Consider the following 22,471-nt stretch of genomic DNA (forward strand, 5'->3'; position numbering starts at 1 on the left):
GGCACCGGGTGCAGGAGTCGGGACCTGCCGTACGACTTTCGTCGTACGGCGGGCGTCGGTGGTCGCGCCTACGGTCGCCGACATGGGCGTGCAGACGAAGTTCGAGAACGCGCGGGCGGCACTGCGCAAGCCACCGGCCGAGCACCCGTGCGCGATCCCGCCGATCCCGGGCGGGCAGGGGCTGTGGCTGATCCGGCAGGGCGAGGCGGCTCCGCTCGGCTATGTGCGCCAGCGGCCGGTCACGGGCGGCTTCGCGTTCGACGTCTACGCCCACTGCCGCGACGAGGGCGGGCGTCGGCCCTGGTTGCACACGGCGTCGTCGCTGAACTCGGCCGTGGCGTGGACGCTGCAGCACGACGCCGACGTCCGCGCGCTCATCGCCCGCAGCACGGCCGAGCCCGACCCGTGGCCGCCCGCCGCGCCTCCCGAGCCTTCCGCCGGTCGCCGCCGCCGCACCCCCTGAGCGCGAGGTCCGACTACACGCGAAGAACCCGGTTTCGAACGATGCACCCAGAAGAAACGGGGTGGATCGTTCGAAACCGGGTTCTTCGCGTGTAGTCGGACCTCGCGCTCAGGGGGTGCGGCGGCCCCGGCCCCGAGCCGCGAGCCCCGAGCCCCGACTCCTAGGCTGCGGGGCATGACATCCGACGTCGGGGAACGCTACGCCGCGCGCGCCCGCGAGTACGTCGACCACCTCGGCTCGATGTCGTCGGTGCACCCCGCCGACGAGCACCTGGTCACGTCCTGGGCGACGACGGTCGAGGGCCCCGTGCTCGACGCGGGCTGCGGGCCGGGGCACTGGTCGGGGCACCTCGCCGCGCGGGGCGTCCACGTGCGTGGTCTCGACCGGGTCCCGGCCTTCGTCGAGCACGCGCGCCGCACCCACCCGGACGTCTCGTTCGGCCTGGGCGACGTCGACGCCCTGCCGTACGAGCCGGGCGAGTTCGCAGGAGTCCTCGCCTGGTACTCGCTGGTCCACCACGACCCGGGCAGCATCCGGCGCCCCCTCCGCGAGTTCGCCCGGGTGCTCCGGCCGGGCGGTGAGTTGCTCGTCGGGTTCTTCACCGGGTCGACCGTCGAACCCTTCGACCACGCGATCACGACCGCGTGGCGCTGGGCGCCCGACCTCCTCGCGGACGAGCTGCGCGCCTCCGGGTTCGACGTGCTCGAGACCCACACCCGCACGGGACCACCGTCCGGGCCGAGGCCCCACGGCGCGATCATCGCCCGTGTCGCTCAGGGTGAGACCGTCAGCCCAGCCCCTTGATGTGGGTCTCGATGGCCGTGAGGACGGCGCGATGCGCGTCGAACGAAGTCGCCCAATCGTCGACGAGCAGGCCGTGGTCGGCGCCGTCGACCGTGACGAGGCCCGCATGCGTCTCGAGCCCCCGCGCCGGCTGCCACATCGAGTCGGCCCCTCCGCCCACGGCGAGGTGTGATGAGGAGGCGCGGGTCAACGCATCGAGGACCACGGGCTCGGTGAGGACCGGCGTCAACCACACCCCTGCGACGCCGTGCTCGACGGCCCACGGCAACGCGAGGGTGCCGAACGACTTCGCGAGGACGAGGTCGACGCGACCGTCGACGGCCTCCGCGGCATCCTGCAGCCGCTCCTCGACGACGGGCCGCGAGTCGTCGGCCGTCAGATCTCGGGCATCCCACTCGACGGCCTCGACTCGCCAACCGAGCTGCCGCAGCATCAACGCAGGCCAGTAGAGCAGCGGCGCCTTGACCCCGTACCCGGTACCCGGGAGGAGCACCGCGACGGGACACGACGTTCCTGTCGACGGCCCGGACGAGGTGGGTGAGCTCATGGGCCGAGGCTAAGGCAGACGACCGATCGTGGTGATGCCAGCGTGTCCCCGGGTCGGGGTCGCACCACCGTCGGGTCGTCGAACCACGGGACACGGTGGTTCGACGACGCGTCGGCGGTGCGACTCCCGCGTGACCGGCGCGGGGCACGCCGGGTAGCATCGCGGCATGCCGGAGGGTGACAGCGTCCACCTGCTGGCCGCGCGGCTCCGTCCCTCGCTCGTCGGGCGGGTCGTCGTCGACGGCGAGCTCCGGTCGGGCGGCCGGGCGGGCGAGTCGCTCGCCGGTCGGCGCGTCGTCGAGGTCGACACCCACGGCAAGCACCTGCTGACCCGCTTCGACGACGCCACCACCCTGCACACGCACCTGCGCATGCAGGGGTCGTGGACGCTCACGCGCCCCGGCCGCGTGCTGCCGTCCCGGCTGCAGCGGCAGGTGCGGGTGCGTGCCCGGCTCGACGACGGCCACACCCTCTGGGGCGTCGACCTGCCGGTCGTCGACCTGGTGCCGACCCGGGACGAGCACGCGCTGGTCGGCCACCTGGGCCCCGACCCGCTGCGCCCCGACTGGGACCCCGAGGAGGCGCGACGTCGCCTGGCCGCACTCCCCGACGTCACGGTCCGTGCCGCGCTGCTCGACCAACGTCCGATGGCCGGCCTCGGCAACCTCTGGGTCAACGAGGTGGGTTACCTGCGTGGCGTGCACCCGGCCTCCCCGATCGGCGAGGTCGACCTGGTGAAGCTCGTCGACGTGGCCGCGCGCGCCCTGCGCTTCTCGGTCTCGACGCCCGGCGCCTACCAGGTCACGACGGGCCGGACGCGCCGGGGCGAGACGCACTGGGTCGTCGGCCGGGCCGGACGCCCGTGCCTGCGCTGCGGCACCCGCGTCGAGGCGCGCGACGACCCTCCGACGCCGGACGGGCGCACGCGACGGGCCTGGTGGTGCCCGCGGTGCCAGCCCGCGGCGTGACGCGGGACGGTCGCGACGACGTTCCCCCAGGAGTGGGCCGCGGTCGGCTCAGCGCACGCTGACGAAGATCGGGTTCGCGTAGAGCCAGGTGTCGGCCCACGGGTCGGCCGGGCTCATCGGGAACGGCTGGGGTGCCCGCGGGTCGACGTCGGCTCCGAGCGGGCCGACGCCGTGCACCCGGCCGTCACTGCCGCGCAGGCGCACGTAGCCGTCCTCGGTGGCGGGCTCGAGCGGCACGACGACGCGGAACGGAGCGGCGGACCGGTCGGCGACGTCGAGCAGCTCGACGACCCGGGTGGCGGGCGCGCGCTGCTCGTCGCGGTCGGCCGCGGGTCCGGTGACGCGGCCACGGATCACGTCCAGGTGGGCGAGCCGCGGGATCGTGCCCCGTGAGGTGGGCGTCGTCGTGGGCACCACGTCGACCACGAGCTCGAGGGCGGTGCCGCGCGGGACGGTGAGGGTCCCGCCCAGGGTGGCCTGCGCCTCCTGCCCGCCGGTGGCCCGGAGCACGACGGAGAGCCCGGCGACCAGGTGCCCGTGGTCGACCCAGAGCCGACCGGCGCGGATCGCGTCGAGCAGCGCGGCGGACGACCGGTCGACGGCGCCGACGTGGTTCCGGCTGAACTCGCCCGGCCAGAAGTCGGCACCGTTCTGGGGCGTGGCCGTCGCGACCGGGTCGGGGCGGCGGCCGGCACGGTCGAAGTTGCCGAGCGTCGCGCCGGCCTCCCAGCCTGGCCCGGTCGGGAAGTCGCCGACGCGCGTGGCGTCGGACTCCTTGAGGTGGAGGTCGCTGTTCGAGGTGATCCACCAGCGCCGGCCCTCGCCGAGCAGCGAGTCCCACACGCCGCCGACGACGGCCGTCGTCCAGTCGAAGCCGCCGTGGGTCAGGTAGGCCTCGGCGGGGTAGCCGGCGAACGAGAACTCGCTGGGGGCGTTCTCGTACTCGCCCCGCCGCGAGCGCGCCGACGCGTTCGCGGCGACGGCACCCGCCTGGGCACCGGGGGCGCCCTCCATGCCGACGAACACCTCGGGGTCGGCGTCCTGCCAGGCCCGCAGCTCACCGGGCGAGTCGATGCCGAGGCGGCTCGGGTGGTTCGCCAGGACGATCACGTCGTCGACGACGCCCGCGCTCTTCTGGGCGCCGAGCCAGGCGATCGCGTCGGTGGCGTGCACGAGCCATTCGGCGGCGTCGTCGGTGCCGGGGCGCGGCTTCTCCCAGCCGTTCAGCTTGCCGTCGTGGTCGAGCTCGAAGCGGCGCAGCACACGGGTCGTGGCGGGACCGGGTGCGACGAGCACGGTGGCGTGCTCGGCGCCGGGGATGTACCACTCGAGCCCCTGCAGCACGAGCAGGTCGGGCCGGGCAGCCCGCGCGGTCTCGATCTCGCGGGCGGCGTTGAACACCCCGCCGACGTTGGCGTGGCCCTTGTTGCTGTGCTCGGTGAAGGCGATGGCGTCGACCCCGAACCTCTGCGCCTGGTCGAGGATCGTCGTCATGGGGTACTTCGCGTCGTGCGAGTAGACCGAGTGCACGTGGTGGTCGAAGACCAGCCACGAGAGGGCGACCGGATCGACGACGGCGGGCGCCGACGGCAGCGGCGCCGCCTGCGCGGGGTCCGCTCCCCGCAACCCCTGGGCCGTCGCCCCCACGGCGACCGTCGCGGCGACGGAGGCCCCGAGGAAGGTCCGGCGCGAAAGGCCCGATCCGGTCGGCGCGGACTGCTCGGGGCGGGGGTCGAGGGACATGGCTTCACTTTCGTCGGGCGGGCGTCCCGACCGTAGGGAGGGGGCCTGAACCGCAGGCCAACGATCGGGGACGCGTGCGACACCGGACGTTCACGAACCGTTCCCCCGGGTGCGCGACAGTCCTGGCGTCGCCGCGCGCTCCCCGCCGCGCAGTCCACGCACCCACCGAAGGTCCCGATGCTCCCCTCCGTTCCCGCCGTCCGTCGTCTCCCCTCGCGCGCCTCCGGACGGGGCCTGCTCGTCGCGGCGGCCCTCGCCGCCGGCGCGGTCGCCGGCCTGGCCGGCCCCGGTGTCGCCGTCGCCGCCCCGGCGCCCGCACCCGCCGACCCCGCGCCGCTCGGGCTGCGCGACGCCGCCGGCACCGCGATCGTGTCGGGCGACGCACGCGCCGATCCCTCGTTCGCCTCGGCGCTGCTCGCCGCGGGCTGCCCGGCCGACGCGGACGACGCCGCCCGGCTCTCGGTGACGTCGGGAGGCGCGACCGTCGTCACGTCCCCGAGCGTCGCGGTGACCGCGGGGCAGCCGGTCGAGGTGCCGATGGCCATCTCGTTCGAGGAGGTGGTCGCCGCCGGCGTCGAGGAGGGCGGAGCCACGCTCTCGCTGGAGTGCCTCGTCGTCGAGTCCGGCATCCCGTCGACGGTCGTCGTCGCGGCGACGCTGCCCGTGACCTTCGCCGCGGGGACCTGGTCGGTGCCCGGCGCCGAGGTCGACCCGGCTCCGCCGACGGACGACCCGACCGCGCTGCCGACCGACCCCGGCACGGCACCCTCCTCCGCACCCACGGACGGGGCCGGGGCCGGGACGGGCTCGACGCCGCGCCCCTCGGCCACGGCCCGGCCCTCCGCCGACGGAGCCCTCGCCTTCACGGGCGGTCAGGTCGCCGGGGTCGGCGCGCTCGCCGCGGGGCTGCTCGCGGCGGGCACCGCCCTGGGGCTGCGGCGACGCCGGACCGCGCCCGTCGACGGGCCGCCCGCGGAGTAGGGCTACGGCGCGCTCGGCGCCTGCTCGTCCGCGGCGACGTCCTTCTGCACGGCGAACTGCGTGCGGTGCAGTTCTTCGTAGCGGCCGGCCGCGGCCAGCAGTTCCTCGTGGGTGCCGCGCTCCACGATCGAGCCGTCCTCGACCACGAGGATCTGGTCCGCGCTGCGGATGGTGGACAGGCGGTGCGCGATGACGAGGGCGGTCCGCCCCTCGAGCGCCTCGCTGAGGGCCGCCTGCACGGCGGCCTCGGACGTCGAGTCGAGAGCCGCGGTCGCCTCGTCGAGGATGACGACGCGGGGCTGCGCCAGCAGGAGGCGCGCGATGGTCATCCGCTGACGCTCGCCTCCCGAGAGCCGGTAGCCGCGCTCCCCCACCATCGTGTCGAGCTGGTCCGGCAGCGACCGGACGAGGGGCTCGAGCCGCGCGCGGCGGACGGCGTCCCACACCTCGTCGTCGGTCGCTTCCGGCCTCGCGAGGCGCAGGTTGCTGAGGATCGTCTCGTGGAACAGGTGGCCGTCCTGGGTCACCATGCCCAGCGTGTGGCGCATCGAGGCGAAGGTCACGTCGCGGACGTCCGTCCCCGCGAGGCGCACGGCGCCGCCGTCGACGTCGTACAGACGCGACATCAGCTGCGCGATCGTGGACTTCCCGGCACCCGACGTGCCCACGAGCGCGACGGTCTGCCCGGGCTCGATCCGGAAGGACACGCCGTGCAGCACCTCCTCGCCACCGCGGGTGTCGAGGGTGGAGACCTCCTCGAGGGAGGCGAGGGACACCTTGTCGGCGGACGGGTACGCGAAGCGGACGTCGTCGAACTCCACGCTCACCGGGCCCTCGGGGACGGAGGCGGCGGTGGGCTTCTCCTGGATCAGCGGTTCGAGGTCCAAGACCTCGAAGACGCGCTCGAAGCTCACCACCGCGCTCATGATCTCGACCCGCGCGTTCGCGAGGCCGGTCAGCGGCACGTACAGGCGCGTGAGGAGGAGGGCCAGGGTGACGACCTCCCCGGTGTCGAGCTGGCCGGCGAGCGCGAGGGCGCCGCCCAGTCCGTACACGAGCGCGAGGGCGAGGGCGGATACGAGCGTCAGCGCGGTGACGAAGACGAACTGCAGCAGCGCGGTGCGGACCCCGATGTCGCGGACCCGGGCGGCACGGACGCGGAACTCCTCCGCCTCCTCGTCGGGACGGCCGAACAGCTTGACGAGGGTGGCCCCGGGCGCGGAGAAGCGCTCGGTCATCTGCGTGCTCATCGCGGAGTTGTGGTCGGCGGCCTCGCGGCGCAGCGCGGCCAGACGGCTGCCCATGCGCCGCGCGGGGACCAGGAAGATCGGCAGCATGACCACGGCGAGGACCGTCACGAGCCAGGACGTGCTGAGCATCACGATCAGCGTGAGGACCAGGGCCACGACGTTCGTGACGACGCCCGACAGGGTGCCGCTGAAGGCCTGTTGGGCGCCGATCACGTCGTTGTTGAGGCGGCTCACGAGGGCGCCCGTCCGGGTGCGGGTGAAGAACGCGATCGGCATCTTCTGCACGTGGTCGAAGACGGCGGTGCGGAGGTCGAGGATCACGCCCTCGCCGATCCGGGCCGAGAACCAGCGCGTCACGAGCGAGACGCCGGCGTCGGCCAGCGCCACGACGGCGATGAGGACGGCGAGCCGCACGATGGACGCGAGTTCGCCCCGCGCGACGATGACGTCGACCACCCGGCCGGCCAGCACGGGCGTCGCGACCGCGAGGACGGCACCCACCACGGACAGGGCGATGAAGACGACGAGCTTCGACCGGTAGGGCACCGCGAACGTCATGATCCGCCGGACGGACGCGCGCGAGATGCCGTGCCCGCCGTCCCGTGCGGACGAGATCTTGTAGAGCGAGCTCCAGGCCGCGCCTTCCATGCTCATGGTGGTTCCTTCCGTGGGGGCCTGGCCCAATGTAGACGGCGGATCGCCCCGGGCTCGCAGCAGCCGTGCCCGGGACGGTCCGACGTTGCCCGGGGACGGTCGGCAGGAATCCTCCCCGAGGCCGGGCGATGCACGAGGATCGACGTCATGGACACGGACACCCTGGCGTCGACCCCCCGGCTGACCCTCCGCCTGCATCGCGAGGACGATCTGGAGCGACTCCTCGCGATCCACTCACGACCGGACGTCTCGCGGTACCTCCTGGAGGAGCCCTGGACGATCGAGTCCGGACGGGCACAGCTCGATCGGCGCCTGGGTCGGACGGACCTCGCCGAGCCCGTCGGAGCACTCGCCCTCGTCGTCGAACGGGAGGGCCGGCTCATCGGCACGGTGGCGCTGTGGCGCACCGAGTCCGAACCCCGCACGCTCGAGGTCGGATGGACGCTAGATCCCGACCACGGAGGCCAGGGCTTCGCGGGTGAGGCGGTCGCGGCCGCGCTGCGGCTCGCGTTCGCCCGGGACGACGTCCATCGCGTGACCGCGCAGATGGACGGCCGCAACACGGCCTCCGCCCGACTCGCGGCCCGGGTCGGCCTGCGGCAGGAGGCGCACCACCGGCAGGACTTCTGGAGCAAGGGCGAATGGACCGACACCCTCGTCTTCGCGATGCTCGCCGACGAGTTCCCCGGGTGACGCGTCGGCCCCGGGGGGACGTCGACGGGCAGACTCGTGCCGAGGAGTCCACCGCGACGGAACGGAGACGGGCATGTTCATGAGGCGCGGCGGATCGACCGAGGGATGGGCGCTCATCGGGTTCGGAGTCGTCGCCTGCCTGTTCTCGGCGCTCGCCCTGTCCGGCGCGTTCGGCTCGGTGCCGGACGGCGGTCGCGCGGGGACGTTGGCCTACCTGGGCATCCCCGTGGGCATCGCGGCGATCGTCGTCGGCATCGTCGGCCTCCGTCGCGACGACCATCGCGCCGGGGACTGACCCCGCGCCTCCGTCGGCGGGCGTTCCGGGACCGCCCGGGTTGCAGGTGCCGCAGCGTCATGTGGTCTGCTCGAAGCACGTCCCGTGTCGTCCCGCGTCGAAAGGCCCGCCATGCATGCCATCCCGGTTCCGCCCCGTCAGGTCCTGATCGGCGACGCCGCGGCGTTCGTCGGCGTGACTCCCCGGGCAATCCGCCACTACCACCAGATGGGCCTGCTCCCCGAGCGCGAGCGGGGCACCGACGGCCGACGGCGGTACGGCTACGCGGAGATCATCCGGCTGCTGTGGATCCGCCGGATGGCCGATGCCGGGATCGCCCTCGACGACATCCGTGACGCCTTCACCGGGGCCGCGCCGGGCGCGGACACCGGCGTGACCGAGACCACGGACGAGGTCGCCGGCGTCCTCGCCCGACTGGAGGACACCCTCGCCGCGCAGGAGGACGAGCTACGCCGGAAGAGGGAGTCGGTCCGGCGCATGCGGATGCTCGGCAGCCGCCTGGGGCTTCTCGACGAGATCGTCTCCACCCGGCTCGAGGCCGCGCCCGAGGGCTCGCTGCGGCAGGACGACCTCGACTCGCTGCTGGTCACCGAGCGCATCTTCGGCCCGCTGGGTGCCGTCCTCCAGGCGAGCCGATTCCTCGTGCTGGCCCTGCACCCCGAGCTGCGTGCCGAGTCCGACCGCGTCGACGCCGCCGAGGAGGCGCTCGACGACTCGGTCGCCGTCGACGACCCCCGGGTGGCACGGGTGGCGGCCGAACGGCACGCCTTCGACATCAGGCTGCTGGGCCTGATCGAGGAGTCGGGCCAGCGGGACGAGGACGACGCGATCTTCGACGCCTGGGACGATCGACACCCCACCGAGGGTGCCGAGGCGGCCCCGGCGCCCGAGACGGCGGCGGGCTCCCGCGCCAGGAGCGCGGCGGACGTCATCCGGAGCATGCCCTACGACTTCTCCCCCGCCCGCCTGCGCTGCATGGAACTGGCCCTCCACCTGGCGGTGGCCGAGACGCCCACGCCCTGAGCGGTCCCGCGAGCCCTTGACCTGTCTTGCACCGCAAGGTAGCTTGTGACGCATGACAGCGGACGTGGGGGCGCAACTGCGCAAGGGGGTCGTCGAGTACTGCATCCTCGGACTGCTCGACCGTGAGCCCATGTACGGCTGGCAGCTCTCCGAGCAGCTCGTCGAGGCGGGTCTCGTCGCGAGCATCGGGACGCTCTACCCCATCCTCGGTCGCCTCCGGGCCCAAGGCCTGGCGACCGCCTTCGACCAGCCGTCCGCGACGGGGCCCGTCCGCAAGTACTACCGGCTCACACCCCTCGGGCGCGACCAGCTCGGTGCCTTCCGCCTCCAGTGGGCTCCGTTCACCGCCTCGGTACACCGACTCATCGGAGAAGACACCCGTGACTGACACCACACCCGAGATCACCACCGCCTACCTCGCGCAGCTCGACACCGAGCTCGACCAACTCCCGGCAGACCTCCACCGGGACATCGTCACCGGCATCCGGGAGGAGCTCCAGGGTCTCGACGCCGAGGCCGCGGCCGCGCGCATCCGGCAACTCGGCGACCCGGCCTTCATCGCTGCCGGGGCGCGCGCCGAGACCGTTGGCGAGGCTCCTCTCACCAGCCCGGACGCGCCTCCTCCCGGTCGGACGTTCTCGATCGTCGCGGTCGTCGTCCTGATCGTCGGCTCGTTCCTGGTGCCGGTCGTCGGTGCACTCGCCGGCCTCCTCTTCGTCAGCCAGGCGAGGGCCTGGAGCCGACGGGAGAAGGCGGCCTCGTGGCTCGCCTCCGTGGGCGTGGTCCTCCTCGCCCTCGCGGCCTCGACGGTGATGGCCTCGGCGGGTCTCGGCGGCACCCACCTCGTCGTCCTGGTCGCCTACCTCGTGTTCCCCGTGGTCGGCGTCGTGCTGGCCGTCCGCGCACAGCGCCGGGGCTGGCACGCCTGACGCGGGCTCCTGCTCGTCGCGGGACGCCCCTGAGCCGAGCGCCCGTCGACCGGTCCGCTACCGGGAGCGCGGGAGACGCTCGTCGAGCAGCGTCGCCAGCCGGTCGAGGTCACCACGCACGAGACGGACATCGGACTCGACGTCCGCTTCCGACATCCCGTCCCGGCGGAAGAGGGTGAAGACGGCTTCGCTCCCCTGGTCGTTGGCCACGACGCGTAAGGGGTTGCTCACGACCGTCCCGTCCGGCAGGGTCACGTCGTGGTCGAGGATGCCGAGCTCCACCGGCCCGGTGAACGCGACCTCGACGACCCCCATGGGTGAGTCCGTGAACCACCGCCCCTCGTCGTGACGGATGCCGGCGCTCAGACCGGCCGCCCACGCGGGCAGGTTCTCCGGGTCGCCGGCGACGCTCGAGACGGCGGCGACGTCGTGGTCGAACGCACGTGAGATGTGGACGGCGGGCCAGGTCATGCCGGGAAGCTAGCAGCGTTCCGCCCGACGGGCGACCCTCGCGACGCCGCGTCAGCCCCGGCGGCGCGCACCTCGTCGGTAGCCGAGCCATGCCGCCAGGACGAGCAGGCCGACGATGAGGACGACCGCGCCCACGAGAGTCGCGGTCGAGAACACGTGCACGCCGTCAGCGGTGAAGGTCGTGTCCGACACGGGGGCGTACGCGAACCATCCGAAGGACACGGGCCTCGCCGACGCGACGACGAGCACGGCGACGCCCACGACGGACGCCGCCAGACCGCCACCCAGGACGAGGCGGGAGACCGGGCCGGCACGTTGTGTCATGCCCGGACCATAGCGTGCGCGGTAGGCGGTCGCCAGCGCTCCGATCGAGGCGTAGCCTGCCCCCGTGGACCTCGGAGACCCGACCGCCTGGTGACCGGCGTCGCGCCGGTCCCTGCGCACCCTCCAGACGTGGAGCCCCGCGGGCTAGGCCAGACGTGGCGCCCCGCGGGCTAGGCGCGACTCGGCGGTCTCGCCGCCCTCGTCCTCGACGGCTCGGGACGGTCGGTGGCCCAGTCGACGTGCGTGCCGGTCACGCCGGGCAGGTGGGTCGCCGGGTCGTGATCGGGCTCTGCTTCGGGGTAGAGGCCCCGGCCCGACGACGCACTGGCGTAGAGCGCCGCGAGCCAGGTGGGGTTGATCTCGACCGTGCGGCTGCCGGCGAACTTGAACCGGAGGCTGATCTGGGGCGAGAGCCAGACGGTCGACCGGCCGTCGCCGGTCTCGATCGGTTCCTTCCACGAGAACATGAACGACTCGTTCTGGCGGAACTTGTTCACGATGACGATCTGGAGGTGGGCGAGGAGACGGTCCTCGACCTTGAACTCGAGGACGTCGCCGTCGTAGACGATGTATCCCATGGCTGCTCCGAGACGGAGAACGCCCGACGGTGCTGACAGCAGGGTCTGGGCTGTGGTGGTGTGCGGATCTCACTGCGCACTGCGCCGGCCGTCTTCGCGACGCCACACGTGGTGACGAGACCACATCGGTGATGCGTCCGCTCGGCTCTCCTCGAGACCTGACACTAGACCGCCGACGAGGAAAGGCGACAGGGTCCCGACCCGAACGGGACCCTGTCGCCGGCAGCTCGCACCGGACCCGACCGGTGCCAGCGCACGCCTTGAGGACCTGAACCACCCTCAAGACATGCCCAGCCTGCGCCTGCGCCCGGGATGCACGACAGATCTGGACTTAAGGCGAACGCTTTGATACCAGCGGGCGCGGTGGGCGTTGCGGCAGCGTCGACGTCCCCGAGCACGACGCCGGGCACGAGGGATCTCCTCGAGAGCCTCGCCGCCCGCGCCTCCTGACCCCGGGTGATCCAGGAGCGGCGTCACACGGAGTCCGCTTCGTCTCTACTGTTCATCCCGAGGACGAGACTCGTTCCCGCGAAAGGAACGAGCGATGAGCGAACGACGTCGGCGAGAACTGGGCGAGTCGGACGAACCCCTCGAGGACGAACTCGACGAATCGTTCGACGCGACGGTGGAAGAAGGCGCCGAACGCCTGCACCGCACCCTCCGCACCACGCTCATCACGGGCTTCTTCGGAGGACTCGAGGTCGGCCTGGGGATCATGGCGATGCTCGCCGTGCTGACCGAGACGGGCAGCCACCTGCTCGCGGGCCTGGCGTTCAGCATCGGGTTCCTCGCCCTGCTCCTGGCGCACTCGGAGCTCTTCACCGAGAACTTCCTCCTGCCGATCGCCGCACTCGCGGCGAAGGAGGGCACGTTCCTGCAACTCCTCAAGCTCTGGGGCGCCACGTTGGTCGCCAACCTCGCCGGCGGGTGGATCTTCATGTGGCTCGTCGTCCAGGCCTTCCCCGAATGGCACACGACCCTCGACGAGTCGGCTCACCACTTCGTGGACGCTCCGTTCTCCCTGCAGACCGTGATCCTGGCCGTCCTGGGTGGCAGCACGATCACGCTGATGACCCGCATGCAGCACGGAACCACCTCCGAACCCGCGAAGATCGCGGCTGCCGTCGCCGGGGCGTTCCTCCTGGCCGGTCTGCAGCTGTTCCACTCGATCCTCGACTCGCTCCTCATCTTCGGGGCCATCCAGGCGGGCAGCGACGTCAGCTACGCCCAGTGGGCGGGGTGGTTCGGCTACACGTTGCTCTTCAACATCCTCGGCGGGCTCGTCCTCGTCACCTCCCTGAGGCTGCTCCGCACGAAGGAGCTCTTCTCGAAGGCGCGGGACGAGAACGAGTAGGAGGCGCAGGAGCGGTTACCCCCCGGCCAGACCTGGTCGTCGCACCAGACCGTGACGGCACACTCGACCGTCGCCGCACCTCCTTGATCCCTCTCGGCACTCGACGTACGGTGAAAGTGCCGATGACGTCGAGGGAGCGAGCATGGACGAGGACACGGAACAGCCGAGAGGTCGGCTCCGACTGCAGCGGCCGACGTTTCGAGGGTCCTCCGTCGGCTGGGGCATCGGAGCGGTCTTCTGGCTCGTCGGCGCGGTCCAGGCCCTGGTCCGGGTGGTGCAGGACGGAGGCACGTCCGTCGTCGGCGCCCTGCTCCTGGTCGGACTGACCGCCCTGGCGGTGATCTGCATCATCGGCACGGTGGCGACGATCCGGCATCCCCGTCCGGCGCCTCCCGCCACGGACGCCTGACCGGGGCCGCTCGTCCGCGGTGGACCGGCGGATGCCCCTGGTCAGCCGATGAACCCCGTTTGCGACGATGAACCCCGATGGTTCGGGGTTCATCGTCGTGAACGGGGTTCATCGGGCCGCCGGCGAGCGGCGCACCGGGCGCCGACGCACCGGTCAGCGCGCGGCGAGGGCCTCGACCGGGGTGACCGACGTGGCACGGCGGGCCGGGACGAGGGCGGCGACCCCGGCCAGCACGGCGGCCGTCACTGCCAGGCCGAGCAGCAACGGGACGGGCAGCGTCGGCGCGATCAGCAGGCCCTGGTTCGCCGACCCGAGCAGCGCCTGGGCTCCGGCCCAGCCGTAGACGACGCCGAGCACGACCCCGACGACGATCGCCGTCAGCGCCATCTGCGTCGCCTCGAGCAGGATCATGCGGCGCACCTGACCCGCGGTCGAGCCGATCGCGCGCAGCAGACCCAGCTCGCGCCTCCGTTGCATCACGCTCAGCGACATGTCGTTGATCATGCCGACGGCGGCGATCACGGCCGAGAAGCCGACGAGGGCGGCGACGATCAGCAGCGTCGTGGTGAACACCTGGTCGAGCTCGGCGGCGTACGACGGGTCCTGTTCGATCGAGTAGATGAAGCTGCGCAGCGTCTCGAGCGCGACCGACAGGGTCGTGACCAGGGTCACGCCGATCACGATGCCGATCGTGGCGCGCGTGCTGCGCTCGGGCTGACGCACCGCGTTCTCGGCGGCGAGGCGGGCCACCTGGCTCGTGCCGAAGGTCCGGCCGACGGCGCTCAGCACGGCAGGCATCAGCGCGTGGGCGCCGACGACGACCCCGGTGAACGACAGCACGCCACCGAAGAACGCGATCAGCACGCCCATCGCGTCGACCAGCCCGACCACGACCCCGGCGACGAGCAGCAGACCACCGCCGGCGACGAGGAGCGCGGCGACGACCGTCCGCACGAGGCGACGGCTCCGGCCCGCGACGGGGGCGTCCTGCGCGGCGTCGGTCGCCTGCAGTGGCGTCACCTGCAGCACGCGACGCGAGCCGACCCAGGCCGCGGCGACCGTGGTCAGCACGACGGCGACGGCCGGGACGAGACCGCCCACCGAGAAGTACGAGTACGCGAGGTCGGGCAACCGTCCCCCACCGACGAGCACCCTCACGGCGACGACGACGAGGGCGAGACCCACGAGCGTCCCGAGCACGGCCCCGGCGACCCCGACCACGAGACCCTCGCGGGCGACGGCCCGACGCTGGTCCCGCGCGGAGGAGCCGAGCAGGCGCATCAGGGCGATCGTCGGCGTCCGGCCGGCGACCACGGTGGCGAAGGTGTTGGCCGTGACGATCGCCCCGACGTAGAGCGCGAGGCCGACGAAGACCGCGGCGACGAAGCCGAGCATCGTCGAGACCATGCCGCTCGCGGCGACCGCGGCGTCGGAGGCGACGATCTGCTCGAGCACGTGGGTGACGCCGAGCAGGCCGACGCCGAAGGTCGTGCCGAGAGCGGCCACGAGGATGCTCGGACGGTGCTCGAGCAGCTGGTCGCGGGCGCTCACGCGACACGCTCCAGGTCGAGCATGACGCCCGAGATCTCGGCCGCGCTGCTGTGGTCGATCTCGTGCACGATGCGGCCGTCGGCGAGGAACACCACGCGGTCGGCGTAGCTCGCCGCGACCGGGTCGTGGGTGACCATCGCGATGCTCTGGCCGTGGTCCGTCGACGCGGTGCGCAGCACGTCGAGCACGTCGCGGCCGGCCTTCGAGTCGAGGTTGCCGGTGGGCTCGTCGGCGAAGATCAGGTCGGGCCGGGTCGCCAGGGCCCGGGCGATCGCGACGCGCTGCTGCTGCCCGCCCGACAGCTGGTGGGGTCGGTGCGTCAGCCGGGCCCCGAGGCCGAGCGTGGCGACGAGCCAGTCGATCCAGGCGCGCTCGTCGGCCGTGGCCCGACGCCCGTCGAGACGGAACGGCAACTCGATGTTGGCCGACACGTCGAGGGTGGGCACGAGGTTGAACGCCTGGAAGACGAAGCCGATGCGGCGACGGCGCAGCAGCGTCAGCTCGGTGTCGTCGAGGCCGGTGATGTCGGTGTCGCCGAGCAGCACCCGGCCCGAGGTGGCCGAGTCGAGACCGGCGGTGATGTGCATCAGGGTCGACTTGCCCGAGCCGCTCGGGCCCATGACGGCCGTGAACCGGCCGGCCGGCAGGTCGAGCGAGACGTCGCGCAGCGCGTCGACGCGGCCGTCGCCCTGGCCGAAGGACTTCGTGACGTTCCGGACGCGGGCGACGGGGACCGCGCCTCCTCGGGTCGGGTCGGCCGGACGGGGAGACGGGGCTGGCTGGGGCTGGGGAGTGGGGGTCATCGTGATCTTCCTGTGCGGGTCGTGGGGGCGTGGTGAAGTCGGAGCGTGGTGAGGTCAGTGACGCAACGTCGAGTTGACGTCGTCGCCGGGCACCGCGTCGACGGTGGTCCAGCTGGCCCAGCGCCCGTCGACCTCGGCGACGACGCGGCCGTCGCCACAGCTGACGAGACCCGAGGTCGGCAACGGCTCGGGCAGCGTCGCGGGGTCGAGGGCCGGGCCGCCGAGGTCGCCGTCGACGGGGACGCAGGCGGCGAGGTCGGGGCCGGTCTCGGAGGTGAACGAGAGTTCGTAGCCGGGCTCCTGCGTGTCGAGGCGCACGTCGACGTCGCGGGCGTCGCTCGGCACCCAAGCCGGCAGGAACCAGGCGACGTCGGTCGAGTCGGCCGCGCTCGGGGCGTCGGCGGCGGTGTCGAAGTGGCGCTGCTGCACCTGCTCCGCACCGAGCGCGCTCTTCGCCGCGTCGACGGCCCCCGAGCACCCCGTGAGCGTGACGACGGCGAGCGCCGCGACGCCGAGACCGGCCGCGAGGGCGGCGCGGCGGCGGGTGGTGGGGGACGAGGAGGCGCGGGTCGCGATGGTCGCGGAGGTCGTGTCGTTCATGTCTACGATCCTCGCCGCGGGGCCCGGTACCGGAACATCACGTGCACCCACGGACCCGCGCGGGGGTTATCCCCCGGTGGCCCCCACTCCGTCCACAGCGGGAGTCGGTCGTACCGGTCGGTGTCGTAGGGTCGAGAACAGGTCCGGCACCCAGACGTCCGGGCGGACGACGGACGGGGCACTCCCCTCCGGGAACGAGGGGGACATCGTGACCGACCACCGAGGCCTCGGCCAGGGCGACACCGGCGCGGGGACGACCCCGGTCGAACCACGGATCGCCCTCACGGCGACGCCGTTCGTCACCGCGATCGCCCTCTCGCCGATCATCGCGATGGGCCTCGTGGTCGTGACCATGCGTCGCGCCCTCGAACTGGCCGTCCCGGGCCGGACGGGCGTCGACGCCGGTGACCTGGGCGTCGTGCAGATCGCCTCGTTCGTGCTCTGGATCGGCATCGTGCTGCTCGCCTGGCTCGACCACCGCACGCTGCGCTCCCGCGGGCTGGAGCGACCCTTCTCCTGGGCGTGGGCCCTGCTCGGCCCGCTCGTCTACCTGATCGGCCGCAGCGTCGTCGTGCGCCGCCGGGTCGGTGGCAGCGCCGCTCCGCTCTGGCTCTACCTCGGGCTGACCGTGCTCGGGTCGATCATCGCCGTGATCGTCGTCGTCTCGTCGGGGGTGCCGACGCCGTGAGCGTCGTGGAGGTCAGCACGGCCGTCGTCGTCGGCCTGATCGTCGCCGTCGGCGTCGTGGCCGCCGTCGGCGTCGTCCGGCGCGGACGACGTGACCGGGCGATCGCCGCCCGCCTCGACGCCACGGACCCCGGGGCCGGGGTCCGTGCCCAGGCCGAGGCGGAACGCCGACACGAGGCCCCTCGAGGCGAGGCGGGCGGCATGTCCCGTTCGGCCGGCGGCAAGAACTCGGCCTGACCCGCGTCGAGCTGGGAACACGATCGCCGACGGAGGCGTAGCGTCACACGGGTCGAAGGCGTTTTCTTGCGTCTTCATTGGCCGGTGTTGCTTGCATCCCTGCCCGTGAAGCTCATGCGACAACATCGGCATCTGGGGCACGGCTACGGACTCTTCCGCGGCCGTGCCCCTCTCTCGTGCCCGGGCGGGCCGCAGGTGCGGCCGACGGAAGGAGGCGCGGTGCGAGACCTCCTCGCACCGCGCCTCCTTCATGGGCGGTTCATCGGAGGCGCAGGGCCGGCGCATCGGGACGGGCTCCAGGATGACGGTGATCCCATCCGAGGCGACCAGCCCCGAGCCGAGAGCGTGACCATGAGCGACACCCGCCCGACCCGCATCCCCGAACCCGACCGCACGCCCGAGGGCCCTGCCTACGAGGGCCGACTGCTCGACCGCGTCGACGACGAGGTCGTCGACCAGGGCGTCGCCTTCGACCTGCGGACGCTCGTCTCGCGCCGCAGCGTGCTGAGCCTGATCGGGCTCGGGGCGGGCAGCGTCGTGCTCGCCGCCTGCACGTCGGCCACGGGGGCAGGCGGGACCGGCGCCTCCTCGACCGCCACGGCGTCGCCGAGCCCGAGCGCCTCCGCGGGCGCGGCCACCACGCTGCCGGCGGGCGAGATCCCCGACGAGACCGCCGGACCCTACCCGGGCGACGGCTCGAACGGAGCCGACGTGCTCGAGCGGTCGGGCATCGTGCGCAGCGACATCCGATCGAGCCTCGACGGTGGCACCACCGCGGCGGGCGTGCCGATCACGCTGAGCATGACGGTGCTCGACATGGCGAACGGCGACGTGCCGTTCGCCGACGTCGCCGTCTACGTCTGGCACTGCGACGCGGCCGGCGGGTACTCGATGTACTCGGACGGCATCACGGGCGAGACCTACCTGCGCGGCGTGCAGGTCGCCGACGCCTCCGGCACGGTGACCTTCTCGTCGGTCTTCCCGGCCTGCTACTCGGGGCGGTGGCCGCACATCCACTTCGAGGTCTACCCCGACGTGGGGTCGATCACCGATTCGACGAACGCGATCGCGACGTCCCAGCTCGCCCTGCCCGAGGACGCGTGCCGGACCGTCTACGCCCTCTCGGACTACGACGGTTCGACGGCCAACCTCGGGCGGGTCAGCCTCGCCGACGACAACGTCTTCAGCGACGACAGCGGGGCACTCCAGCTGCCGTCGGTGACGGGCGACGCGACGTCGGGCTACGCGCTGGCGCTGACCGTCCGCGTCGACACGGGCACGACACCCACCGCCGGCGCCGCACCCGGTGGCGGCGGCGCCCCCGGCTCGCGCTGAGCCGCCGAGACCTCGTGGCGACGCAAGGAGGCGCGGTGCGAGACCTCCTCGCACCGCGCCTCCTCGGGTCGTCGCCTACTGGTAGACGCGCACGTAGTCGACCTTCATCTGCTGCGGCAGCGGTGTGCTGCCGTCGGGATAGCCGGGCCAGGCACCTCCGACCGCGACGTTGAGGATGATGAAGAAGGGCTTGTCGAAGACCCACGGGTCGCCGCCCGTGCTGGCCGGCGTGACCTGGTGGTAGACCTGCCCGTCGACCGACCAGGTGATCGAGCCGGGTGCCCAGTCGACCGCGAAGGTGTGGAAGTCGTCGGCGATCGACCAGCCCTGCGGGTGCTGCCACGTGCTGGTCAGGCCCTCACCGCCCGAGTAGCCGGGGCCGTGCACGGTGCCGTGCACGCGGTGCGGCTCGAAGCCGACGTTCTCCATGATGTCGATCTCGCCCGCGCTCGGCCAGGCGTTCGTGGGCAGGTCGGCCCCGAGCATCCAGAAGGCCGGCCAGATGCCCTGGCCGCGCGGGATCTGGATGCGCGCCTCGACCCGGCCGTACTGCGCCGTGTACTTGTCCTGCGTGGTCAGCCGGGCCGAGGTGTACGACCCGTCGCCCTCGCGCTTCGCGGTGATCACGAGGTTGCCGTTGCCGTCCAGGGCCGAGTTCGACCGCGAGTTCGTGTAGTTCTGCAGCTCGCCGTTGCCCCAGCCGCCCCCACCGGTCTCGAGGTTCCAGACCGAGGGGTCGGGGGCGCTGCCCGCGCCGCCGTCGAACTCCTGGGACCAGACGATCGCCTGCTGGGCGGCTGTCTCGGCCGAGGCCGGGGCGGGCGTGGCGGCGACCGTGGTCGCGGCGAGCGCCGCGGCGGCGGCCAGACCGACGCCGGTCAGGGTGCGACGCGTCAGGGTGCGACGGGTCAGGGTGCGTGTCGTCAGGTGCTGGTCGGTCCTCATCGTGTCTCCGCTCGTCGTCGTGCGTCGGTTCGTGTCCGTGCGTCGGTTCGTGACGTCAGGGCGTCCGGTCACGGGTACGTCACCACCCGGCTCGGGACGGTGTTGCCCGCGGGCGTCGGCACCGAGTCGCCGACGCCGTTGATGACGCTCGAGATCGTGCCGACGTCACCGAGCGAGACCGTGAACACCCCGTGGGCCTTCACGCCCGGCACCCGGGGCACCTCGAAGGCCTGCGCCAGGCGCACCTGCGGGTTCGCGTTGAAGAACGAGTACACGCCGCCACCCCAGATCTCGTGGCTCGTCACGCCGTCCGCGACCTTGTACGCCGCCCAGCCCTCGCCGGTCGGGCTCTGCCACGAGGCGTTGTCGGGCACGTCGTACGGCAGCTCGTTCTGGAAGAACACCGTGCGGCCGCGCTCGCCGTTCCACACCACCTGGTACTGCTGGTAGTGCTCGACGAACAGGCCGGTGGCCAGGACGTCGTCGCCGTTCACCTCGACGCCGGTCGCGCCGCGGTTGACCGTCCAGCCCGTGGGGGCGCCGCCGTGGTCGGCACGCCAGGCCCAGATGTGGTCGATGATCGTGTCGTCCGAGTTCACCTGCAGCGTGGTGGTCGCGTTGCCCTGGATGCTCGAGCCGACGCGGAAGTACACGTCCTGCACGCTCTGCGGGTTCGCCGCGTGGTCGACGTGCGAGCCCGTCGTGCCGAGTCGCATCAACTGGTCGCTGTTCTGCGTGCCGGCGTCGACGACGAGCCCCGAGACGTTCACCCCGGCGACGTCGGCCGTGGTCAGCACCGCGTCGCCGCTGGTCGGGACGAGCGTCGGGAACCCGATGCCCGTGACGACGGTGTCGGCCCGCGTGACCTCGATCGCCTGGTCGAGCGGGTAGGTGCCCGGCGTGAAGAACAGGTTCAGGCCCTGCGCCAGGGCACCGTTGATCGTCGCGGCCGAGTCGCCCGGGTGCGCGACGAAGAAGTCGCGCATCGGCAGGTCGGTGCCGGGGGTGCCCGGCCAGGTGACCCCGGCCGAGTCCCGCTGCAGCGCGGGGACGAACACGTGGTAGTCCCCCGCGTCGTCGACGTAGAGGTACGGCTTCTCGCGCGTCACCGGCGTCGTGGCGAGGGTCGTGTAGCTCTTCGAGAAGTCGTTCGCGGGCGCGCCCTGCACGCCCGAGAAGGTCATGTTCCAATTGCCGCCCTGCCACGAGCCGAGGGTCGAGTCGCGCGTGTACCACTGCTGCTGCGACCCCGAGCTGACGGTGCCGTCGACCTTGCTGTCGGCGATGTAGCCGCCCGACGAGTAGCCCTGTCCGCCGTCCTGGTTCGACGGCCCCATCGTCAGGTCTCCCCTGATGTGGACGCGACGCATGGGTGCCGCCTGCGACACGGCCCAGCGGTCGACGCCCGACTCCGGCTCGACGGCGAGGTTCTCGACCGACCGCCAGAAGTTCTGCGTGGCGTTCTTCTCGTCGCCGGCGTTCCACCCGGAGTCGACGTTGACCGCACCCCGGATCGTGACGTCGTCGGGGTCCTTGCCGAGCCCCTGCAGCGCCGTGTAGAAGCCCAGGTTCGCGAAGACCCGGCCGTAGGTGCCGGGCTCGAACAGGAAGGCGTGGCGCTGGCCGCCGAACTGCGCCGTCGGGTTGCGCAGCTGCGCGTCGAAGGCCGCGTCGATGTCGGCCTGGATCGTCGAGGCCGGCACGCTCGGGTCGTACACGGTCACGTTCGGGCCGAAGTCCGGCCGGTCGCTCGTGGCCACGGTCGGTGCCGACTGCGCGGCGAGCGCGGGCACCACCGCCCCCACGACGCTCGCGGCGACCCCCGCCGCGATCAGAGTCCTCATCCGTCTGTGCATGATCTTCTCGTCTCCGGTGGCGTCTTTGCCACCCGTTCGGACCGTACGCCCGCCTCGACGACGAAACAAGACCCTCCTGTCCAGTACGCGAACGGGGGGTGCGGGAAAAGTGCGGAGACTGCAGGAGGCGCGGTGCCGGTCACGCCGGCACCGCGCCTCCTCGGGTCCTGCGGGTCAGAGCACCTGGTCGAGGAAGGTCTTCAGCCGGTCGGTGCGCGGGTGGTCGAAGAGCTGGGCCGGCGGCCCGGCCTCGACGACGACGCCACGGTCCATGAAGACGACCTGGTCGGCGGCCTCGCGGGCGAAGCCCATCTCGTGGGTGACGACGACCATGGTCATGCCCGCGCCGGCCAGGCCCTTCATCAGGGCGAGCACGCCCTTGACCAGCTCGGGGTCGAGGGCCGAGGTGGCCTCGTCGAAGAGCATGACCTCGGGGCCGAGCGCCAGGGCCCGGGCGATGGCGACGCGCTGCTTCTGGCCTCCTGAGAGGGACGCGGGCCGTACGTCGGCCTTCTCGGCGAGCCCGACCTCGGTGAGGCGCTCGAGCGCGACCCGTCGGGCCTCGGCCGCCGACACCCGACGGACCCGGCGGAGCGGCAGCACGATGTTGTCGAGCACCGTCCGGTGCGGGAACAGGTTGAAGTGCTGGAACACCATGCCGACCCGACGACGCAGCGCGTCCTCGGAGCCGTGCAGCACGTCCGTCCCGTCGAGCAGCACCTCGCCGCCCGAGGGCTCCTCGAGGCGGTTGATGCAGCGCAACACCGTCGACTTGCCCGACCCCGAGGGGCCGATGATGCAGGTCGTCGAACCGGCGGGCACCACGAGGTCGATGCCGTGCAGCACCCGGGTGGCGCCGAAGTCCTTGGTCAGGCCCCGGATCTCGAGGTCGCCGGCGGTCTGGACCGAGGGCACGGCAGGAGGCGCGGTGAGGGTGGTCATCGAGGGGCTCCAGACGTGGCGGGGGCGAGG

At 72.7% G+C, this 22,471-nt stretch carries 26 protein-coding genes; 14 read left to right on the plus strand and 12 right to left on the minus strand.

The genetic code is table 11. The features are described 5' to 3' along the window. The first annotated feature begins 82 nt into the window (after positions 1 to 82). Together ARTHRO9V_RS02480 and ARTHRO9V_RS02485 are read left to right on the plus strand one after the other, a co-directional pair. A complete protein-coding gene (locus ARTHRO9V_RS02480) occupies positions 83 to 463 on the plus strand; it encodes a hypothetical protein (RefSeq protein WP_159825304.1) in 381 nt (126 codons plus the stop codon). A 174-nt stretch (positions 464 to 637) separates the two neighbouring features. After that, positions 638 to 1,267, plus strand: a complete 630-nt coding sequence (locus ARTHRO9V_RS02485; RefSeq protein ID WP_159825306.1) for a class I SAM-dependent methyltransferase — start codon at positions 638 to 640, stop codon at positions 1,265 to 1,267. Here the strand turns inward: ARTHRO9V_RS02485 and ARTHRO9V_RS02490 are convergent. Continuing rightward, complete coding sequence (locus tag ARTHRO9V_RS02490) at positions 1,251 to 1,814, minus strand: hypothetical protein (RefSeq protein ID WP_159825308.1); 564 nt, start codon at positions 1,812 to 1,814, stop codon at positions 1,251 to 1,253. The two genes, ARTHRO9V_RS02485 and ARTHRO9V_RS02490, sit on opposite strands and share 17 nt — an antisense overlap. Before the next feature lie 166 nt (positions 1,815 to 1,980). Between ARTHRO9V_RS02490 and ARTHRO9V_RS02495 the strand changes: the two genes are divergently transcribed. Next, positions 1,981 to 2,781, plus strand: a complete 801-nt coding sequence (locus tag ARTHRO9V_RS02495; RefSeq protein ID WP_159825310.1) for a DNA-formamidopyrimidine glycosylase family protein — start codon at positions 1,981 to 1,983, stop codon at positions 2,779 to 2,781. Between the two features lie 48 nt (positions 2,782 to 2,829). Here ARTHRO9V_RS02495 and ARTHRO9V_RS02500 read toward each other — a convergent pair whose 3' ends face one another. Beyond that, positions 2,830 to 4,524 carry a PHP domain-containing protein gene (locus tag ARTHRO9V_RS02500; protein WP_159825312.1) on the minus strand — a complete coding sequence of 565 codons (1,695 nt, stop codon included), beginning with the start codon at positions 4,522 to 4,524 and terminating at the stop codon, positions 2,830 to 2,832. Positions 4,525 to 4,701: 177 nt separating this feature from the next. Between ARTHRO9V_RS02500 and ARTHRO9V_RS02505 the strand changes: the two genes are divergently transcribed. Next, entirely contained in the window at positions 4,702 to 5,505 is an 804-nt protein-coding gene (locus ARTHRO9V_RS02505; protein ID WP_159825314.1) for a hypothetical protein, read from the plus strand. Between the two features lie 2 nt (positions 5,506 to 5,507). On the opposite strand, the gene ARTHRO9V_RS02510 is transcribed toward ARTHRO9V_RS02505, so the two are convergent. Further along, a complete protein-coding gene (locus ARTHRO9V_RS02510) occupies positions 5,508 to 7,409 on the minus strand; it encodes an ABC transporter ATP-binding protein (RefSeq protein WP_159825316.1) in 1,902 nt (633 codons plus the stop codon). A gap of 147 nt (positions 7,410 to 7,556) precedes the next feature. On the opposite strand from ARTHRO9V_RS02510, the gene ARTHRO9V_RS02515 reads away from it, so the two are divergent. The 5 genes from ARTHRO9V_RS02515 to ARTHRO9V_RS02535 all read left to right on the plus strand — a co-directional run bounded on the left by ARTHRO9V_RS02515 (position 7,557) and on the right by ARTHRO9V_RS02535 (position 10,349). After that, positions 7,557 to 8,102: a GNAT family N-acetyltransferase gene (locus ARTHRO9V_RS02515; RefSeq protein ID WP_159825318.1), complete on the plus strand. Its 546-nt coding sequence runs from the start codon at positions 7,557 to 7,559 to the stop codon at positions 8,100 to 8,102. 73 nt (positions 8,103 to 8,175) lie between these two features. Continuing rightward, positions 8,176 to 8,397 carry a hypothetical protein gene (locus ARTHRO9V_RS02520; protein ID WP_056047020.1) on the plus strand — a complete coding sequence of 74 codons (222 nt, stop codon included), beginning with the start codon at positions 8,176 to 8,178 and terminating at the stop codon, positions 8,395 to 8,397. Between the two features lie 111 nt (positions 8,398 to 8,508). Next, positions 8,509 to 9,420 carry a MerR family transcriptional regulator gene (locus ARTHRO9V_RS02525; protein WP_159825320.1) on the plus strand — a complete coding sequence of 304 codons (912 nt, stop codon included), beginning with the start codon at positions 8,509 to 8,511 and terminating at the stop codon, positions 9,418 to 9,420. Positions 9,421 to 9,472: 52 nt separating this feature from the next. Next, positions 9,473 to 9,808, plus strand: coding sequence for a PadR family transcriptional regulator (locus tag ARTHRO9V_RS02530; RefSeq protein WP_056047026.1), 336 nt, complete (start codon positions 9,473 to 9,475; stop codon positions 9,806 to 9,808). Further along, positions 9,801 to 10,349 carry an HAAS signaling domain-containing protein gene (locus tag ARTHRO9V_RS02535; protein ID WP_159825322.1) on the plus strand — a complete coding sequence of 183 codons (549 nt, stop codon included), beginning with the start codon at positions 9,801 to 9,803 and terminating at the stop codon, positions 10,347 to 10,349. Before ARTHRO9V_RS02530 ends, ARTHRO9V_RS02535 begins: the two co-directional genes overlap by 8 nt. A 57-nt stretch (positions 10,350 to 10,406) precedes the next feature. Here ARTHRO9V_RS02535 and ARTHRO9V_RS02540 read toward each other — a convergent pair whose 3' ends face one another. The 3 genes from ARTHRO9V_RS02540 to ARTHRO9V_RS02550 form a co-directional block, all read right to left on the minus strand. Next, a complete protein-coding gene (locus tag ARTHRO9V_RS02540; RefSeq protein WP_159825324.1) occupies positions 10,407 to 10,820 on the minus strand; it encodes an SRPBCC family protein in 414 nt (137 codons plus the stop codon). A gap of 51 nt (positions 10,821 to 10,871) precedes the next feature. Beyond that, positions 10,872 to 11,144, minus strand: coding sequence for a hypothetical protein (locus ARTHRO9V_RS02545; protein ID WP_159825326.1), 273 nt, complete (start codon positions 11,142 to 11,144; stop codon positions 10,872 to 10,874). Between the two features lie 170 nt (positions 11,145 to 11,314). Continuing rightward, on the minus strand, positions 11,315 to 11,722 hold the full coding sequence (locus tag ARTHRO9V_RS02550) for an ATP-dependent DNA ligase (RefSeq protein ID WP_192124281.1): 408 nt from the start codon (positions 11,720 to 11,722) through the stop codon (positions 11,315 to 11,317). Between the two features lie 544 nt (positions 11,723 to 12,266). Here ARTHRO9V_RS02550 and ARTHRO9V_RS02555 point away from each other — a divergent pair. Together ARTHRO9V_RS02555 and ARTHRO9V_RS02560 are read left to right on the plus strand one after the other, a co-directional pair. After that, positions 12,267 to 13,076, plus strand: a complete 810-nt coding sequence (locus tag ARTHRO9V_RS02555) for a formate/nitrite transporter family protein (protein WP_159825328.1) — start codon at positions 12,267 to 12,269, stop codon at positions 13,074 to 13,076. Between the two features lie 142 nt (positions 13,077 to 13,218). Next, positions 13,219 to 13,485 carry a hypothetical protein gene (locus tag ARTHRO9V_RS02560; protein WP_159825330.1) on the plus strand — a complete coding sequence of 89 codons (267 nt, stop codon included), beginning with the start codon at positions 13,219 to 13,221 and terminating at the stop codon, positions 13,483 to 13,485. Positions 13,486 to 13,638: 153 nt separating this feature from the next. Here ARTHRO9V_RS02560 and ARTHRO9V_RS02565 read toward each other — a convergent pair whose 3' ends face one another. The 3 genes from ARTHRO9V_RS02565 to ARTHRO9V_RS02575 are packed head-to-tail and all read right to left on the minus strand — an operon-like array spanning position 13,639 to position 16,439. Continuing rightward, positions 13,639 to 15,036 (minus strand): ABC transporter permease, encoded by a 1,398-nt coding sequence (locus tag ARTHRO9V_RS02565; protein WP_123570717.1) that lies wholly within the window; start codon positions 15,034 to 15,036, stop codon positions 13,639 to 13,641. Continuing rightward, on the minus strand, positions 15,033 to 15,839 hold the full coding sequence (locus ARTHRO9V_RS02570) for an ABC transporter ATP-binding protein (RefSeq protein WP_159825332.1): 807 nt from the start codon (positions 15,837 to 15,839) through the stop codon (positions 15,033 to 15,035). Before ARTHRO9V_RS02570 ends, ARTHRO9V_RS02565 begins: the two co-directional genes overlap by 4 nt. A gap of 54 nt (positions 15,840 to 15,893) precedes the next feature. Further along, positions 15,894 to 16,439 (minus strand): hypothetical protein, encoded by a 546-nt coding sequence (locus tag ARTHRO9V_RS02575; protein WP_123570719.1) that lies wholly within the window; start codon positions 16,437 to 16,439, stop codon positions 15,894 to 15,896. 208 nt (positions 16,440 to 16,647) lie between these two features. On the opposite strand from ARTHRO9V_RS02575, the gene ARTHRO9V_RS02580 reads away from it, so the two are divergent. The 3 genes from ARTHRO9V_RS02580 (at position 16,648) to ARTHRO9V_RS02590 (ending at position 18,698) form a co-directional block, all read left to right on the plus strand. Beyond that, positions 16,648 to 17,127: a hypothetical protein gene (locus tag ARTHRO9V_RS02580; protein WP_123570720.1), complete on the plus strand. Its 480-nt coding sequence runs from the start codon at positions 16,648 to 16,650 to the stop codon at positions 17,125 to 17,127. Then, positions 17,124 to 17,363, plus strand: coding sequence for a hypothetical protein (locus ARTHRO9V_RS02585; RefSeq protein ID WP_123570721.1), 240 nt, complete (start codon positions 17,124 to 17,126; stop codon positions 17,361 to 17,363). The genes ARTHRO9V_RS02580 and ARTHRO9V_RS02585 overlap by 4 nt, the downstream gene beginning before the upstream one ends. 351 nt (positions 17,364 to 17,714) lie before the next feature. Further along, positions 17,715 to 18,698 carry an intradiol ring-cleavage dioxygenase gene (locus tag ARTHRO9V_RS02590; RefSeq protein WP_123570864.1) on the plus strand — a complete coding sequence of 328 codons (984 nt, stop codon included), beginning with the start codon at positions 17,715 to 17,717 and terminating at the stop codon, positions 18,696 to 18,698. Between the two features lie 75 nt (positions 18,699 to 18,773). Here the strand turns inward: ARTHRO9V_RS02590 and ARTHRO9V_RS02595 are convergent, their stop codons facing one another. From ARTHRO9V_RS02595 to ARTHRO9V_RS02605, 3 genes are all read right to left on the minus strand, one after another. Next, on the minus strand, positions 18,774 to 19,643 hold the full coding sequence (locus tag ARTHRO9V_RS02595; RefSeq protein ID WP_159825334.1) for a family 16 glycosylhydrolase: 870 nt from the start codon (positions 19,641 to 19,643) through the stop codon (positions 18,774 to 18,776). A 68-nt stretch (positions 19,644 to 19,711) separates the two neighbouring features. Next, positions 19,712 to 21,487 carry a hypothetical protein gene (locus ARTHRO9V_RS02600; protein ID WP_159825336.1) on the minus strand — a complete coding sequence of 592 codons (1,776 nt, stop codon included), beginning with the start codon at positions 21,485 to 21,487 and terminating at the stop codon, positions 19,712 to 19,714. A 186-nt stretch (positions 21,488 to 21,673) separates the two neighbouring features. Beyond that, positions 21,674 to 22,441 carry an amino acid ABC transporter ATP-binding protein gene (locus ARTHRO9V_RS02605; RefSeq protein WP_159825338.1) on the minus strand — a complete coding sequence of 256 codons (768 nt, stop codon included), beginning with the start codon at positions 22,439 to 22,441 and terminating at the stop codon, positions 21,674 to 21,676. Positions 22,442 to 22,471: the final 30 nt, after the last annotated feature.

Origin of the sequence: Frigoribacterium sp. 9N (assembly GCF_902506305.1) — a bacterium.
GTDB lineage: Bacteria > Actinomycetota > Actinomycetes > Actinomycetales > Microbacteriaceae > Frigoribacterium.